This is a genomic window from Streptomyces caelestis (assembly GCF_014205255.1).
GTDB lineage: Bacteria > Actinomycetota > Actinomycetes > Streptomycetales > Streptomycetaceae > Streptomyces > Streptomyces caelestis.
In genome coordinates, this window is sequence record NZ_JACHNE010000001.1 from 2,293,759 (window position 1) to 2,308,894 (window position 15,136).

13 protein-coding genes are annotated in these 15,136 nt (G+C 70.6%); 7 read left to right on the forward strand and 6 right to left on the reverse strand.

Annotation, left to right across the window (positions count from 1 at the left end; translation table 11 throughout):
* Positions 1–4 precede the first annotated feature (4 nt).
* Together HDA41_RS10375 and ybaK are read left to right on the forward strand one after the other, a co-directional pair.
* The gene (locus HDA41_RS10375) at positions 5–745 is read left to right on the forward strand and encodes an LON peptidase substrate-binding domain-containing protein (RefSeq protein WP_184982785.1); all 741 of its coding nucleotides are present in this window, start codon (positions 5–7) and stop codon (positions 743–745) included.
* Between the two features lie 12 nt (positions 746–757).
* The gene (ybaK, locus tag HDA41_RS10380; RefSeq protein WP_184982787.1) at positions 758–1,261 is read left to right on the forward strand and encodes a Cys-tRNA(Pro) deacylase; all 504 of its coding nucleotides are present in this window, start codon (positions 758–760) and stop codon (positions 1,259–1,261) included.
* A gap of 163 nt (positions 1,262–1,424) precedes the next feature.
* Here ybaK and HDA41_RS10385 read toward each other — a convergent pair whose 3' ends face one another.
* The 4 genes from HDA41_RS10385 to HDA41_RS10400 all read right to left on the reverse strand — a co-directional run bounded on the left by HDA41_RS10385 (position 1,425) and on the right by HDA41_RS10400 (position 5,438).
* Entirely contained in the window at positions 1,425–2,114 is a 690-nt protein-coding gene (locus tag HDA41_RS10385) for an AAA family ATPase (protein WP_184982789.1), read from the reverse strand.
* A gap of 56 nt (positions 2,115–2,170) precedes the next feature.
* Positions 2,171–2,992, reverse strand: coding sequence for an ABC transporter permease (locus HDA41_RS10390; RefSeq protein ID WP_184982791.1), 822 nt, complete (start codon positions 2,990–2,992; stop codon positions 2,171–2,173).
* Between the two features lie 136 nt (positions 2,993–3,128).
* Positions 3,129–4,103 carry an ABC transporter ATP-binding protein gene (locus HDA41_RS10395; protein ID WP_184982793.1) on the reverse strand — a complete coding sequence of 325 codons (975 nt, stop codon included), beginning with the start codon at positions 4,101–4,103 and terminating at the stop codon, positions 3,129–3,131.
* Between the two features lie 123 nt (positions 4,104–4,226).
* Positions 4,227–5,438, reverse strand: coding sequence for an NYN domain-containing protein (locus tag HDA41_RS10400; RefSeq protein WP_184982795.1), 1,212 nt, complete (start codon positions 5,436–5,438; stop codon positions 4,227–4,229).
* Positions 5,439–5,660: 222 nt separating this feature from the next.
* Between HDA41_RS10400 and HDA41_RS10405 the strand changes: the two genes are divergently transcribed.
* Positions 5,661–5,825 carry a hypothetical protein gene (locus tag HDA41_RS10405; protein ID WP_230299561.1) on the forward strand — a complete coding sequence of 55 codons (165 nt, stop codon included), beginning with the start codon at positions 5,661–5,663 and terminating at the stop codon, positions 5,823–5,825.
* 111 nt (positions 5,826–5,936) lie between these two features.
* Here the strand turns inward: HDA41_RS10405 and dnaE are convergent, their stop codons facing one another.
* On the reverse strand, positions 5,937–9,476 hold the full coding sequence (dnaE, locus tag HDA41_RS10410; protein ID WP_184982797.1) for a DNA polymerase III subunit alpha: 3,540 nt from the start codon (positions 9,474–9,476) through the stop codon (positions 5,937–5,939).
* A gap of 216 nt (positions 9,477–9,692) precedes the next feature.
* Between dnaE and HDA41_RS10415 the strand changes: the two genes are divergently transcribed.
* The 4 genes from HDA41_RS10415 to HDA41_RS10430 all read left to right on the forward strand — a co-directional run bounded on the left by HDA41_RS10415 (position 9,693) and on the right by HDA41_RS10430 (position 14,466).
* Positions 9,693–11,018: a DUF2252 domain-containing protein gene (locus tag HDA41_RS10415; protein WP_184982799.1), complete on the forward strand. Its 1,326-nt coding sequence runs from the start codon at positions 9,693–9,695 to the stop codon at positions 11,016–11,018.
* Positions 11,019–11,110: 92 nt separating this feature from the next.
* The gene (locus tag HDA41_RS10420) at positions 11,111–11,806 is read left to right on the forward strand and encodes a hypothetical protein (protein ID WP_184982801.1); all 696 of its coding nucleotides are present in this window, start codon (positions 11,111–11,113) and stop codon (positions 11,804–11,806) included.
* Between the two features lie 78 nt (positions 11,807–11,884).
* Positions 11,885–12,703: a DsbA family protein gene (locus tag HDA41_RS10425; RefSeq protein WP_184982804.1), complete on the forward strand. Its 819-nt coding sequence runs from the start codon at positions 11,885–11,887 to the stop codon at positions 12,701–12,703.
* 92 nt (positions 12,704–12,795) lie between these two features.
* A complete protein-coding gene (locus HDA41_RS10430; RefSeq protein ID WP_184982805.1) occupies positions 12,796–14,466 on the forward strand; it encodes an alkaline phosphatase D family protein in 1,671 nt (556 codons plus the stop codon).
* Between the two features lie 8 nt (positions 14,467–14,474).
* Here the strand turns inward: HDA41_RS10430 and HDA41_RS10435 are convergent, their stop codons facing one another.
* Positions 14,475–15,044 carry a dienelactone hydrolase family protein gene (locus HDA41_RS10435; protein WP_184982807.1) on the reverse strand — a complete coding sequence of 190 codons (570 nt, stop codon included), beginning with the start codon at positions 15,042–15,044 and terminating at the stop codon, positions 14,475–14,477.
* Between the last annotated feature and the right edge of the window lie 92 nt (positions 15,045–15,136).

Consider the following 15,136-nt stretch of genomic DNA (forward strand, 5'->3'; position numbering starts at 1 on the left):
CGTCGTGACCACCGTCCGGCTCCCCCTCTTCCCCCTGAACTCGGTGCTGTTCCCGGGGCTCGTGCTCCCGCTCAACGTCTTCGAGGAGCGGTATCGCGCCATGATGCGCGAACTGCTGAAGACGCCCGAGGACGAGCCGCGCCGGTTCGCCGTCGTGGCGATCCGCGACGGCCACGAGGTGGCCGCGAGCGCGCCCGGCATGCCCGACCCCACGTCCCTGCCCGAGCGGGGGCCCGCCGCCGGCTTCGGCACGGACCCGGTCAAGGCGTTCCACAAGGTGGGCTGTATCGCGGACGCGGCGACGATCCGGGAGCGGACCGACGGCTCCTTCGAGGTGCTGGCGACCGGCACGACCCGGGTGCGGCTGGTCTCGGTGGAGGCGTCGGGTCCCTTCCTGACGGCCGAGCTGGAGACCCTGCCGGAGGAACCCGGCGACGAGGCGGCGCCGTTGGCCGAGGGAGTGCTGCGGTCGTTCCGCCAGTACCAGAAGCGACTGGCGGGCGCGCGGGAACGGTCGCTGACGACCGGCGCCGACCTGCCCGACGAGCCAGGCGTGGTGTCCTACCTGGTGGCCGCGGCGATGATGCTGGACACGCCCACCAAGCAGCGCCTGCTCCAGGCGCCCGACACCGCCTCCCGCCTGCGCGACGAGCTGAAACTCCTTCGCTCCGAGACGTCCATCATCCGTAATCTGCCGTCGTTGCCGGCGTCGGAACTGACGCGCGGCCCGACGAGTCTCAACTGAAGCGGACCGGCGATGGCGAAGAAGTCGAAGAAGCAGCACCAGCCGGGCGGTACGCCCGCGACGGTCGCCCTCACGGCGGCGGGCGTGGAGTTCACGGTCCACTCCTACGACCACGACCCCTCCCACCCCTCCTACGGCGAGGAGGCGGCCGAGGCGATGGGCGTCTCCCCGGACCGCGTCTTCAAGACCCTGGTGGCCGACATCGACGGTGCTCTGACGGTCGCGGTGGTCCCGGTGGCGGGCCAACTGGACCTGAAGGCCCTGGCAGCGGCGGTGGGCGGCAAACGCGCGACGATGGCCGACCCCACGCTGGCGGAGCGCACGACGGGCTATGTCAGGGGCGGAATCTCGCCGCTGGGCCAGCGAAAGAGGCTCCCGACGGTGCTCGATGCCTCGGCTTCAGCGCACTCGACGATCTGCGTCTCGGCGGGCCGGAGGGGTTTGGAGGTGGAGCTGTCCCCGGAGGACTTGCAGAAGCTGACGGGGGCGGCACTGGCCCCGATCGGACGCCCTTAGCTGCCTGGTTCCGCGCAGCTGCGGGCAGTCGTGCCGCTGGGGCGGCACCCGTCCCAAAGAGAGCGGCACCCGTCCCAAAGAGAGCGGCACCCGTCCCAAAGAGAGCGGCACCCCGCTGCGCCGGGCTGCGCACCCACCCGCCCTCAGCCGAAGCGCCGGGCACCTATGCGGCAGGCGGTGCCTCATAAGGCCCGTACCCGAACTCCGGCTCCGGATCGCGAGGCCCGAACAACGCCGTCAGCCCGAGATGCAACACCAACGCAGCGAGCGGCCAGGCCAGCAACGCCCCCTTGGCCCCCAACTTCAACGGCGCGGAGAACGCCACTCCCCGCCCCACTTCCCTCGCATGCGCGACCACATCCTCCGCAGGCCCGAGCCACACCCCGACCCGCCAGGCCAGCACCGCCCCGAGCAGCCCCCCGACGGCCATCCCCACCACCAGCGGCACACCCCCACGCCGCCGCAGCAGGAACACGACCAGGGCGCTGACGACCCCGAAGGCCAGCCCGAGCAGCGTGAACGTGCCGTCGACCCCGACGGCCTGCTCCCCCTCGGTGTCCTTGAGGTAGACGACCCAGTTCCCCTCGACCACGTCGCCGACCAGCGGCACGTGCGGCGCGAGCCACCACCACAGCACACCCAGCAGCACCCCGCCGAGCGCCACCGCCACGGCGACCACACCGGCCTCGCGTACTTCCGTCTTCATCCCGGGCCCGTCATCCTGCCCGTACCAGCCGTGCCCGGCGTACTCGGCCTGAGACCCTGGCGCCACGGGCCCGGCGGCCGGCGGCTGCCACGCATCCTGGGCGGAACGTTCATGTGGCGGCGGTGGCGGATTCAGTGGTGCGGTCACCCTGCCATCGTGCCAGGCCCGCCTGTGCCCCGCGTCACCGGACGATCCCTCCCCGCTCACCGGACGGCCGCCCGGCGGTAGGCCCAGGTCGCCACGGCCAGCGAGACGACGCCCACGAACGCGCACACGGCGAGGTCTCCGAGCACGAAGGCCCAGTCGGGATGGGGCCCGAACGTCCGCGCGAAGGCCTCCACCCCGTACGTCGACGGCAGCAGATCCCGCGTGAAGCGCACGGCCTCGGGCATCCGCTCGGCCGGCAGCACGCCCAGCAGCAGCGCCGCCGACATGCCCAACTGCCCGAGCAGCGTGGCCAGCTCGGGCCGGGGCGCGAGCAGCCCGAGCGCCGCCCCCAGCCCGGCGAGCGCGGCACCCGCCAGCGGGATCACGGCCACGAGGATCCACAGATGGGACAGTGGCAGCCCGAACAGCACACAGCCGAACACCGCCGTCACGACGGTCCCCGGCACGGTGAACGACGCGTACGCGCCCGCCGCGCCCAGCACGACCGCCGCCGGCGGCACCGGCAGGGTCGCGTAGTGGTCGAGTCCGCCGCTGGCCCGCAGCTGCCCGAAGTACTGCGCGAGGAGGTTCAGCGCGACGAAGGCGACCACGAGGACGGACGACCCGGCGACGACGGCCTGCGCCTCGGCCCCGTCGTCCACGACCCCGCGCATCAGGACCATGATCCCGATCGACTGGAACGTCGCCACGAACAGCAGCGGGATCCGCGCGACCCGCGCCCGGGACAGCTGTGCCCGGTACACGGCCGCCAGCGACGGCCACAGCCGCGCCCGAGGTCCGAGCTCGGCCGCGCACGCGGCGGGCTCCTCCACGGCCAGGGCACCGCCCGGCAGGACATCGGCGGGTACGACACTCACGTCGCGCTGCTCCCCTTCGTCGGGTCCACTGCGGCAGTCGCCCTGTTCGGTACGTACACGGCGGCCTGCGTACTCAAGACCGCCGCATTCCGGGCCGTCACGTTCCAGGCCCCCGCACTCAAGGCCTCGGTGCTCCTCACGCCTTCACCAGCCCCTGCTGCACGGCACCGCCCAGGGCCAGGTACACGTCCTCCAGGCTCGGCGTGGCCAGTGTGAAGTCGTCCAGGGCGGCGAAGGCGGCCCCTCCGGTGACGGTGGCGACGACCGCCCGGGCCTCCTCCGGTCCGAGCCGGAGCGTCCACAGGCGGCCCGACTCCACCGCCCGGTCCCGCAGCGCGGCGACCTCCGGGACGTGCAGCGGTGCCGTGTCCCGCCACACCAGGTCGACCCGCACCTCGCCGGCGACCTGCTCCTTGAGCCCGGTCGGCGTGTCGCAGGCGATCACCCGCCCCCGGTCGAGGACGGCCACCCGGTCCAGCACGGTCTCGGCCTCGATGACGTTGTGGGTGACGAGCAGCACGGTCGTCCCGCGCTCGGCCCGCCGCCGGTCGACGGCGGACCACACGGCCCGCCGCGCCACCGGGTCCATGCCGGTGGTCGGCTCGTCGAGCACGAGCAGCGGCCGCTCCCCCACCAGCGCCGCGGCGAAGCACGCCAGGCGCCGCTGGCCCCCGGAGAGCTTCTTCAGCGGCCGCCCGGCGAGCGGCGCGAGCCCCAGCTCGTCGAGGACGTCGTCCCGCTCGGCCCGCGCCCGCCGTATGTCCAGGCCGCGCAGCCGTCCGGTGGTCTCGGCGGCGAGCGACACGGTCAGCTCGTCGAGGGCGGTCGACTCCTGCCCGAGGTAGGCGAGGATCCGCGCGGCCCGCTCCGGGTGGCGCACGATGTCGTGCCCGAGGATCTCCACGCTGCCGCGGTCGGGCCGCATCAGCCCGGTGAGCTGCCGTACGAGGGTGGACTTGCCGGCGCCGTTCGGCCCGAGCAGGCCGAAGATCTCGCCGCGCCGGATGTCCAGCGTGACGTCGTCCGTGGCCCGGACCTCGGGTGTTCCGGGCGCGCCGCGCCGGCCGCGTACCGCCGGATAGGTCTTGGTCAGCCCGCGCACCGCGCACACGACGTCACCATCGTGCCGAAATGCCTGTGCCGCGCGCTTACTCACAAGGGACGAGACTACGGGGTCGGCGACCCCGGTCCGCTCTCGGGTCGGTCCAGGGCGGGAAATCCGCCGGCAAAGTTCTCAATCGCCGACGGGCGCGTGCTCCACTCCCGTGCGCACGCCGATCTCCTTCCAGAAACCGGCCCGGATGGCGTACCGGTCCCGCTCGTCGATCTGGTCGTCCTTGTGGGCCAGCAGACCGAAGCGGGCGGCGTAGCGCAGCAGCTCCCCGTCGACGCGGTGCGGGATGCGCGGGTACATTCCGGACAGTTTCTGCAGGTGTCCCTGGTCGCCGAGGCGCTCCACCCAGCGCCGGGCGAAGACCTGCCCGACCTCGAAGGGGTCGCCGCCGACGGTGGTGATGTCCTCCTCGCGGTCGGCCCACCGCTGCTCGGCCGTGGTCAGCTGGGCGAGCGTCGGCATCAAGGCGGCCTCGGGGGGCTCGGCCGTGGGCCGGTCGACCCAGCCTTTGTCGGAGGACCAGCGGAGGGTGGCGGAGGCGGGCTGCTGGGCGGCCTGGGTGCCGGGGGCGCGCAGGGCGGCGAGGTCTTTGGGTGTGGGGACGCCTTTGGGGGCGGGCACCCGTTCCTCCGCGCCGTTCTGCCCGGCGTCGGCCGCGGGGTGCTGCGGCTGCGGGGCGGGGCGCTCGGTCGCGGCGGCGAGCGCGGCCTCGGGCAGCGGGGCGGAGAGGATCGCGGCGATCTCGGGCCGGGGCGCGGGCTGCGGGGCGCACACGCCGGTGTGCTCCTTGGCGCGGACGGCCTTGGTGATCCAGGCGCGGTCCAGGACGCGCCGCTCGTCGGCCTCGGCGACCAGGTCCTCGGACTGGTTGTAGTCGCCGTCGGCGGCCTGCACGGCCCAGAGGTGGACGGCGACGCCGTGCTCCTTCGCTGCCATCATGCCGGGCAGCAGATCGCCGTCGCCGGTGACGAGGACGACATCGGAGCAGGCGCGGTTGCGGGCCAGTTCGGTGAGCTCGGCGTGCATCGCCGCGTCCACGCCCTTCTGCGCCCAGCGGCCGTCGCTTCGGGTCAGCGCGCCCAGCCGGACGGTGACCCGGGGCATCACGCGCAGCCTGCGGTGCTCGGGCTGCGGGACGCGGTCGGGGGCGCCGTCGAACCAGTAGATGCGCAGCAGCGGCTGCTGGGTGTCCGACTCGGCGCGTTCGCGCAGCCCCTGGATGAGGGCGGTGTGATCGACGGTGATCCGGGATCGTGAGGGCTCCCCGGCGAGGAGACTCGCCGCTGCCCCCAGCAGATACCCCGCGTCCACCAGGACGATGCAGCGGTCCACACGACTCACCCTCTTCCCGGGAGGTTTGCTTCGGGCTTGCTTCGAGTCTGCCCGACGGCGCGGAGGTTAACGGCCGGAACTCGATCTTCGGCGTGGCGTTTCCGGCATTCCCGCTGCGACCAGCCCTGTCACGCACGGTAATTGTCCGACATGCGATCGTTGTCGGCCTGTGTGAATCTGGTTCCGGCCCTGGCCCCTAGATCCCCCACAGGAGGCATCACCATGGCCAAGAACAAGAACCGTGACCGTAAGCAGCAGCGTCCTACCGAGCGTGGTCAGCGTGCGGACCGCCGTCCCACCGCGGAGGCGGAGCCCCAGCCCGAGGTCGAGGTGACCCCCGGCGACGTGGCGTCCCGCAAGCGCAAGCGGAGCTTTGGTCACAACTGACATCTGTGTGACGGGTGGTGAGACCCGGACACACACCGAGGGGCGTACCCGGTACCAGGTACGCCCCTCTCGCGCGTCAAGAGCCCGCTGCGACTGGGCCCGGGCCCGGCGTCAGCCCGCCAGGCAGGACGGTCCGAGCAGCACCTTCAGGTCTCCGAAGAGCGCCGGATCCGGCTTCACCCGGTGCCGGTCCAGACGCAGCACGGTCGTCTTGGTCGGCCCCTGGAGCCTGATCCGGACCTCGCTGTCGCCCTTGTGGTGGCTGAGGACCTCGCCGAGACGGCTGACCAGCGGCGGGGTGACCCGGGTGGCCGGGATGGTCAGCACGACGGGCGCGTTGGTGCCCGCGTTCGACAGGTCGGGGACCTGCAACTCCATCGCGACCAGCCGCGGCACGTCCTCGCGCTTGTCGAGGCGGCCCTTGACGAACACCACGGCGTCCTCGACGAGTTGGGTCGAGACGAGCTGGTAGGTCGCCGGGAAGAACATGCACTCGATCGAGCCGGCGAGGTCCTCGACGGTGGCGATGGCCCAGGCGTTGCCCTGCTTGGTCATCTTGCGCTGGAGGCCGGAGATGATGCCGCCGATGGTGACGACCGCGCCGTCCGCGTGCTCACCACCGGTCAGCTGGGAGATGCCCGCGTCGGCCTTGTCGGACAGGATGTGCTCCAGGCCGAACAGCGGGTGGTCGGAGACGTACAGACCGAGCATCTCCCGCTCCTGGGCGAGCAGATAGGTCTTGTCCCACTCCTCGGTGGTGAACTCCACGTCGAGCCCGAAGCCCGGCTCGTCGCTCTGCTCCTCCCCCATGCCGCCGAAGAGGTCGAACTGCCCCTCGGCCTCCTTGCGCTTGACCGCGACCACGTTGTCGATCATCGGTTCGTACTGCGCGGTCAGGCCCTTGCGAGTGTGGCCCATGGCGTCGAAGGCGCCGGCCTTGATCAGCGATTCGGTGGTGCGCTTGTTGCAGACCACCGCCTCCACCTTGTCGAGGTAGTCCGGGAACGAGGTGTACTTCCCCTTGGCCTTGCGGCACCGGATGATCGACTCGACCACGTTCGTACCGACGTTGCGGACGGCGGAGAGGCCGAAGAGGATCACGTCGTCGCCCTGGGCGGCGAAGTTGGACATCGACTCGTTGACGTCCGGCGGGAGCACCTTGATGCCCATGCGGCGGCACTCGTTGAGGTAGACGGCCGACTTGTCCTTGTCGTCCTTCACGGACGTGAGGAGCGCGGCCATGTACTCGGCGGGGTGGTTCGCCTTGAGGTACGCGGTCCAGTACGAGACGAGTCCGTACGCGGCGGAGTGCGCCTTGTTGAACGCGTAGCCGGCGAAGGGGACCAGCACGTCCCACAGCGCCTGGATGGCTTCGTCGCTGTAGCCCTTCTTACGGGCGCCCTCCTGGAACAGCACGAAGTTCTTCGCCAGTTCCTCGGGCTTCTTCTTGCCCATCACGCGGCGGAGGATGTCGGCCTCGCCGAGCGAGTAACCGGCGATGATCTGGGCGGCCTTCTGCACCTGCTCCTGGTAGACGATCAGGCCGTGGGTGACGTCCAGGACCTCCCTGAGCGGCTCCTCCAGCTCGGGGTGGATCGGCGTGATCTCCTGCTGCCCGTTCTTGCGCAGCGCGTAGTTCGTGTGGGAGTTCATGCCCATCGGGCCCGGGCGGTACAGGGCCGACACGGCGGAGATGTCTTCGAAGTTGTCCGGCTTCATCAGCCGGAGCAGGGAGCGCATGGGGCCGCCGTCGAACTGGAAGACGCCGAGGGTGTCGCCGCGCTGGAGCAGTTCGAAGGTCGTGGGGTCGTCGAGCGGGAGGCTCAGGAGATCGATGTCGATCCCCTTGTTGGACTTCACCATCTTGACGGCGTCGTCCATGATCGTCAGGTTGCGCAGGCCGAGGAAGTCCATCTTCAGCAGGCCGAGCGACTCACAGCTCGGGTAGTCCCACTGCGTGATGGTCACGCCGTCGGTGTGCCTGACCCAGACCGGGACGTGGTCGGTGATCGTCTCGCTGGACATGATCACGCCGGCGGCGTGCACACCCATCTGCCGGACCAGGCCCTCGACGCCCTTGGCGGTGTCGATGACCTTCTTCACGTCCGGCTCGTTCTCGTACATCGCCCGGATCTCGCCCGCCTCCGAGTAGCGGGGGTGCTCGGGGTTGGTGATGCCGTCGAGGTTGATGCCCTTGCCGAGGACGTCGGCGGGCATGGCCTTGGTGAGGCGGTCGCCCATCGCGTACGGGTAGCCCAGCACGCGCGCGGAGTCCTTGATCGCGTTCTTGGCCTTGATGGTGCCGTACGTGCCGATCATGGCGACCTTGTCGGCGCCGTACTTCTCCGTCACGTACCGGATCACCTCGACGCGCCGGCGCTCGTCGAAGTCGATGTCGACATCGGGCATGGAGATGCGCTCGGGGTTGAGGAACCGCTCGAAGATCAGGCCGTGCGGGATGGGGTCGAGGTCGGTGATGCCGAGGGCGTAGGCGACGATCGAGCCGGCCGCGGAGCCTCGGCCGGGGCCGACCGCGATGCCCTGCTTCTTGGCCCACATGATGAAGTCGGCGACCACGAGGAAGTAGCCCGGGAAGCCCATCGAGATGATGGTGTCCATCTCGTACTCGACCTGCTTCATGCGGTCGTCCGGGATGCCGTCCGGGAAGCGGCGGTGCATGCCGCGCAGGGTCTCCTCGCGGAACCAGCTGACCTCCGTGTACCCCTCCGGGATGTCGAACTTGGGCATCAGGTCGCGCTTTTGGAACATGTCCGTGGTGTCGACCATCTCGGCGATCAGCCGCGTGTTGGCGCAGCCTTCCTGCCAGGCGTCCGAGGAGTCGATGGCGTACATCTCGTCGGTGGACTTCAGGTAGTAGCCGGTGCCGTCGAACCTGAAGCGGTCGGGGTCGGAGAGGTTCTTGCCGGTCTGGATGCACAGCAGGGCGTCGTGGGCGCTCGCCTCGTGCGAGTAGGTGTAATGCGAGTCGTTGGTGACCAGCGGGGGGATGCCGAGCTTCTTGGCGATCTCCAGAAGGCCGTCGCGGACCCGGCGCTCGATCTCGATGCCGTGGTCCATCAACTCCAGGAAGTAGCGGTCCTTGCCGAAGATGTCCTGGTAGTCGGCGGCGGCCTTGAGGGCCTCGTCGAAGTGGCCGAGGCGCAGCCGGGTCTGGACCTCGCCGGAGGGGCAGCCGGTGGAGGCGACGATGCCCTCGGACCACTGGGCGATGGTCTCCTTGTCCATCCGGGGCCACTTCTGGAGCCAGCCCTCGGCGTACGCGTCGGAGGAGAGCCGGAAGAGGTTGTGCAGGCCGGTCTTGTTCACGGCCCACATCGTCTTGTGGGTGTAACCACCGGAGCCGGAGACGTCGTCCCGCTTCTGGTGCGGCTGGCCCCACTGGATCTTGCGCTTGTTGCGGCGCGACTCGGGCGCGACATACGCCTCGATGCCGATGATCGGGGTGACGCCGGCCTTCTGCGCGGAGTGGAAGAAGTCGTACGCCCCGTGGAGGTTGCCGTGGTCGGACATGGCGATGTGCGTCATGCCCATCTCGTTGCACGCGTTGAACATGTCCTTCAGCCGCGCGGCACCGTCCAGCAGCGAGTACTGGGTGTGGACGTGCAGGTGCGTGAACGGCGGCTTTGACACGGCTGCGGCCTCCAGGGAAAACATACGTCGAATGGGGTCCGGCAGGCTGCGGACAGTCTGGGGGACAGCGTCGAAGTCTATGCCTCGCCACTGACACCCGGGGGCCCGACCCGCGTACCTTCGTGCGGGGCTCGCGGGCACTCCCGCGGACCACCGCACGTTAGGCAGAGGGCGGATCCGCCGTCCCCAGACGCATGCACCAGGAGGCACCCAGCGATGTCGTTCCCGCAGCTCGACGACGAGCACCGCGGTGAGGAAATTCTCGCCGTCTTCGACACCGCCTTCGGCGAACTCCTGGCCGCCGACCCGGCCGCGTTCCGCGTGAAGTTCCGGAAGATGGCGGCCTCGGCCTTCGCCTTCTACCGGGGCACGGCGTGCCTCTTCTACCACGACCTGGGGCAGGAGAAGCGGGGCGGGCCGTTCCTGGACGAGCGCACCTCGCGCGTGTGGATCCACGGCGACCTGCACGCGGAGAACTTCGGCACGTACATGGACGCCAACGGCCGCCTGATCTTCAACGTCAACGACTTCGACGAGGCCTACGTCGGCCCCTTCACCTGGGACCTGAAGCGCTTCGCCGCCTCCATCGCCCTCATCGGGTACGCGAAGGCGCTCAGCGACGAGCAGATCTCCGAGCTGGTGACGATCTACGCGGTCGCCTACCGCGAGCGGATCCACGCCCTGGCCACGGGCGCCAAGAGCGACGAGGTGCCGCCGTTCACGCTGGACACCGCGCAGGGCCCGCTGCTGGACGCGCTGCGTGACGCCCGGTCGCTGACCCGTTTCGGGCTGCTGGAGTCGATGACGGAGATCCGCGACTTCGAGCGCCGCTTCGCGCCGGGCGGCGGCTCGGTGGAGCTGGACGCGGCCACGCGCTACAAGGTGCTCGCCGCCTTCGACGGCTACCTGGAGACGCTCCCGGACAGCTCGCTGGCCCGCCCCGACTCCTACCGCGTGAAGGACGTCGTCGGCCGGCGCGGCATCGGCATCGGCTCGGCGGGGCTGCCGTCGTACAACATCCTTCTGGAGGGCCACAGCGACGCCCTGGAGAACGATGTGGTGATCTACATCAAGCAGGCCCAGACCCCGGCCGTCTCCCGGCACGTCACGGACCAGGCGATCCGCGACTACTTCCAGCACGAGGGGCACCGCACGGTCATCTCACAGCGCGCCCTCCAGGCGCACGCCGACCCGTGGCTGGGCTGGACCGAGCTGGACGGCGCGGGCCAGCTGGTCGCGGAGGTCTCGCCGTACGCGGTGGATCTCGACTGGGGCGACATCGACGACGCGGAGGAGATCGCCCAGGTGGTGGCCGACCTCGGCCGGGCCACGGCCACGATGCACTCGGCGGCGGACGACCAGTCCGGTGAGTCCCTGGTGCCCTTCTCCACGGAGCGGGCCATCGACGCGGCGATCGCGGCCGACGAGGAGGGCTTCGCGCCGCTGCTGACCGACTTCGCACACAGCTACGGCGCACGCGCGCGTGCCGACCACCAGACCTTCGTGGACCTGTTCCGCAACGGCCGGATCCCGGGGCTGTAAGGCCCCCTGGGCCGGGGCTTTGTCCGGCCGCTCTCTCACAGGCATCCTTTAGGGGTCCCTTACAGGCCCCCGTGACAGACTCTCCTCTCGCTATGGACATATCCGGGATCCAGCTCAGAGCCGTACGCGCGGCGCTGTTCACGGCAGTGGTCGTGACGCTCAGCACCGCGTCGCACGTGCTGCTGTCCCGGGTCCCGCTCCCGATGGGCACGGTGGCCGCGGTCGCCGCCGCCGTGTTCGTGATCGCGTACGCCCTGGCGGGCCGCGAGCGCTCCTTCGGGCGGATCGCGGCCCTGCTGATCCCGCTGGAACTGGCCGCCGACACGGTGTTCACCTCCGGACAGCACGCCTGTTACGGCCGATCGGGCGGCCCGGTCGCCGGACCTCTGCGGTCGGTCGGCCTGGACGTGCTGTGCGGGGGCGGCGAGGTCGGCACGCCGCTGGCCCGGATGGCCGGGGCCACCGGTACCGACCGGCTCTCGGCCGTGGTCGCGCATGCCGACCCGGCCACCGCCTGGCTGCTGCTCGGCGCGCACGTCGGCGTGGGACTGGCCGCCGCCGTCTGGCTGCGCCGGGGCGAGCGGGCCCTGGCCCAGCTGCTGCGGGCGGTGGCGGCGAGCACGTTCCGGCCGTTGCTGCTGGCGGTCGCCGCCGTGACGGTGGCCCGGGACCCGGCCGGGCCCAGGCTGCCGTCGCGGGCCGCCGACCGCACGCCCACCGCCCGCGACCGGATCCTCGCCCGCTCCCTGGGACGACGTGGACCGCCGTGCTCGCCCGCCTTCGCGTGAGGCACCTTTCGAGCACCGCCAGTCCCCCTTACGTATTCCGCACACGAACTGTGCGCGTCCCCGACGGAGAACACCACCATGAGCAAGCGGAACAGCCAGGCGGCGAAGACGGCGGCCCGTGAGCGGCTGCGCATCGAGCGCGAGCGCGAGGCCAAGCGGGCGAAGGCCAAGCGGCAGATCATCGTCGCCGCCTCCATAGTCGGCGTCCTGGCGATAGCCGGCGGCATCGGCTACGCGGTCGTCCAGGCCAACAAGCCCACGTACTGGGAGGGCCAGAAGGACGCCAAGGTCGTCGCCCCGGCCAACACCACGGGCAGCAAGGGCACCACGGTCGTCATCGGCAAGGACTCGGCCAAGAAGACCCTGAAGATCTACGAGGACCCGCGCTGCCCCGTGTGCGCCCAGTTCGAGCAGACCGTCGGTCCGACCGTGAAGAAGGACATCGACGACGGCAAGTACAAGATGCAGTTCATCGGCGCGACCTTCATCGACAACAACGACAACGGCGAGGGCTCCAAGAACGCGCTGAGCGCCCTGGGTGCCGCGCTGAACGTCAGCCCCGAGGCGTTCCTCGACTACAAGGCCGCGCTGTACTCGGCGAAGTACCACCCCGAGGAGACGACCGACGAGTTCAAGAAGGACAGCTACCTCATCAAGGTCGCCGACACCGTCCCCGCGCTGAAGAACAACAAGAAGTTCCAGGACGCGGTCGAGAAGGGCACCTACGACGCCTGGGCGATGGCCATGTCGAAGACCTTCGACGACAACAAGGACGGTGTGAAGGGCACCCCGGGCTTCGTCATGGACGGCAAGCAGCTCACCGCCGACAAGCAGGGCACGCCGCTGATGACGGTGGCCGACTTCAACCGGGTGGTGGGCGAGGCCCTCAAGAAGTGACGGCGGGGCCGGGACCGGTCACTGCGTGAAGAGCGGGCGAACTTCGGGAGTTCGCCCGCTCTGGTGCATACCGATCAGTAACCTGATCGTCCGTGACCAGTCGATACAGATCATCGAAGCCGTCAGAGGACCTCAACTCCCTCACCCCGCGCCGCCGTACGGTCGTCAAGGCCGCGGCGGCGACCGCTGTCCTGGCCGGACCGCTGGCAGCGACCCTGCCCGCGCGCGCCGTCGACCAGGCTCCCGCCTTCCTGCACGGCGTCGCCTCCGGTGACCCGCTGCCGGACGGCGTCCTGCTGTGGACCCGCGTGACGCCCGTCCCGGAGGCGATACCCGGCTCAGGGCTCGGCCCGGACACCGAGGTGAGCTGGATCGTCGCCAGGGACAAGGCGTTCAGCACCGTCGTCGCCAAGGGCTCCACCACCGCGACGGCCGCCTCCGACCACACCGTGAAGGCCGACATCCGCGGCCTGGAGCCGGGCACGGACTACTGGTTCCGCTTCTCCGCCGGGGGCACCGACTCCCCCGCCGCCCGCACCCGCACCGCCCCGGCGGCCGACGCGGCCGTCACCAACCTCCGCTTCGGCGTGGTCTCCTGCGCCAACTGGGAGGCCGGCTACTTCTCCTCGTACCGCCATCTCGCGGCCCGCGGCGACCTGGACGCCTGGCTGCACCTCGGCGACTACGTCTACGAGTACGGCACCGGCGAGTACGGCACCCGCGGCACGGTCGTCCGCCCGCACGCCCCGGCCCACGAGATCGTCACCCTCGCCGACTACCGCGTCCGGCACGCGCGGTACAAGACCGACCCGGACCTCCAGGCGCTGCACGCGGCGGCCCCGGTCGTGGCGATCTGGGACGACCACGAGTTCGCCAACGACGCCTGGTCGGGCGGCGCCGAGAACCACACGGAGGGCGCCGAGGGCGCCTGGTCCGCCCGCCAGGCCGCCGCCAAGCAGGCCTACTTCGAGTGGATGCCGGTGCGACCGGCGATCGCGGGCACCACCTACCGCCGCCTGCGCTTCGGCAAGCTGGCCGACCTGTCGCTGCTGGACCTGCGCTCCTTACGCTCACAGCAGGTCAAGGTCGGAGGCGGCGAGGTCGACGACCCGGACCGCACGCTCACCGGCCGCGCCCAACTGGACTGGCTGAAGGCGGGCCTGAAAGCGTCCGACACCACCTGGCGGCTGGTCGGCAACTCGGTGATGGTCTCGCCGTTCGCCATCGGATCGCTCTCCGCCGATCTGCTGAAGCCGCTGGCCAAGCTGCTGGGCCTGCCGCAGGAGGGCCTCGCTCTCAACACCGACCAGTGGGACGGCTACACCGACGACCGCCGCGAGATCCTGGCGCACCTGCGGTCCAACGCCATCCGCAACACCGTCTTCCTCACCGGCGACATCCACATGGCGTGGGCCAACGACGTGCCCGTGGACGCCGGTACGTACCCGCTGTCCCCGTCGGCCGCCACGGAGTTCGTCGTCACCTCGGTCACCTCCGACAACCTCGACGACATCGTCAAGGTCCCCCAGGGCACGGTCTCCGCGGTCGCCTCACCCGTCATCCGCGCCGCCAACCGGCACGTCCACTGGGTCGACACCGACCGCCACGGCTACGGCGTCCTCGACATCACGGCCGAGCGGGCGCAGATGGACTACTACGTCCTGTCCGACCGCACGAAGCGTGACGCGACCGCCACGTGGGCCCGCTCGTACCGCACGCGCAGCGGCACGCAGAAGATCGAGCGCGTCCACGCCCCGATCTGAAGCCGGCCCTACAGGCTGTCGAGGAAGCCGAGGGCCACCCGCCAGGTGGCCTCGGCTGCCTCCTCGTCGTAGTCGGGCAGGTCGGGGTCGGTGTAGAGATGGCCGGCCCCGGCGTACCGGTACACCTCGACGTCGGCGCCGGTCCGGCCCATCTGGAGGTACCAGGCGCTGAGCCAGTCGTCCGTCTCGAACGGGTCGGGCTCCGCCACGTGCAGCTGGACCGGCAGCTCGTCCACCGTGACGCCCGGCGCGATGTCCGACGTGCCGTGCAGGAGCAGCAGCCCGCGCGCCTTGTCGTCGCCGAGGGCGAGGGTCTGCGCGATGGAGGCGCCGAGCGAGAACCCCGCGTACACCAGCCCTCTCTCGGAGTAGGGCGCGGCGGCCAGCACGGCCCGCTTCAGCAGCTCCTCCTTGCCGATCTTCTCCTTGTGCTCCATGCCCTCTTCGACCGAGTCGAACGTGCGCCCCTCGAAGAGGTCGGGCGTCCACACCTCGTGTCCGGCCGCGCGCAGCCGGTCGGCGGCCTGGAGCACCGCGGGCCGCAGCCCATGGGTCGAGTGAAAGAGCATGATGTTCATGAGGCCATGGTGCCAGCCGGGTGTGACAACTCCGGATCACGGCACTACCCACGCCCGGGCCGAACTCACATGTTCATGCACCCCGCGAGCCG

Coding starts and splice junctions, on each gene's coding strand:
- HDA41_RS10405 (WP_230299561.1), top strand. CDS start 5,661: ATGGCCAAGAACAAGAACCGTGACCGTAAGCAGCAGCGTCCTACCGAG.
- HDA41_RS10415 (WP_184982799.1), top strand. CDS start 9,693: ATGTCGTTCCCGCAGCTCGACGACGAGCACCGCGGTGAGGAAATTCTC.
- ybaK (WP_184982787.1), top strand. CDS start 758: ATGGCGAAGAAGTCGAAGAAGCAGCACCAGCCGGGCGGTACGCCCGCG.
- HDA41_RS10425 (WP_184982804.1), top strand. CDS start 11,885: ATGAGCAAGCGGAACAGCCAGGCGGCGAAGACGGCGGCCCGTGAGCGG.
- HDA41_RS10435 (WP_184982807.1), bottom strand. CDS start 15,044: ATGAACATCATGCTCTTTCACTCGACCCATGGGCTGCGGCCCGCGGTG.
- HDA41_RS10420 (WP_184982801.1), top strand. CDS start 11,111: ATGGACATATCCGGGATCCAGCTCAGAGCCGTACGCGCGGCGCTGTTC.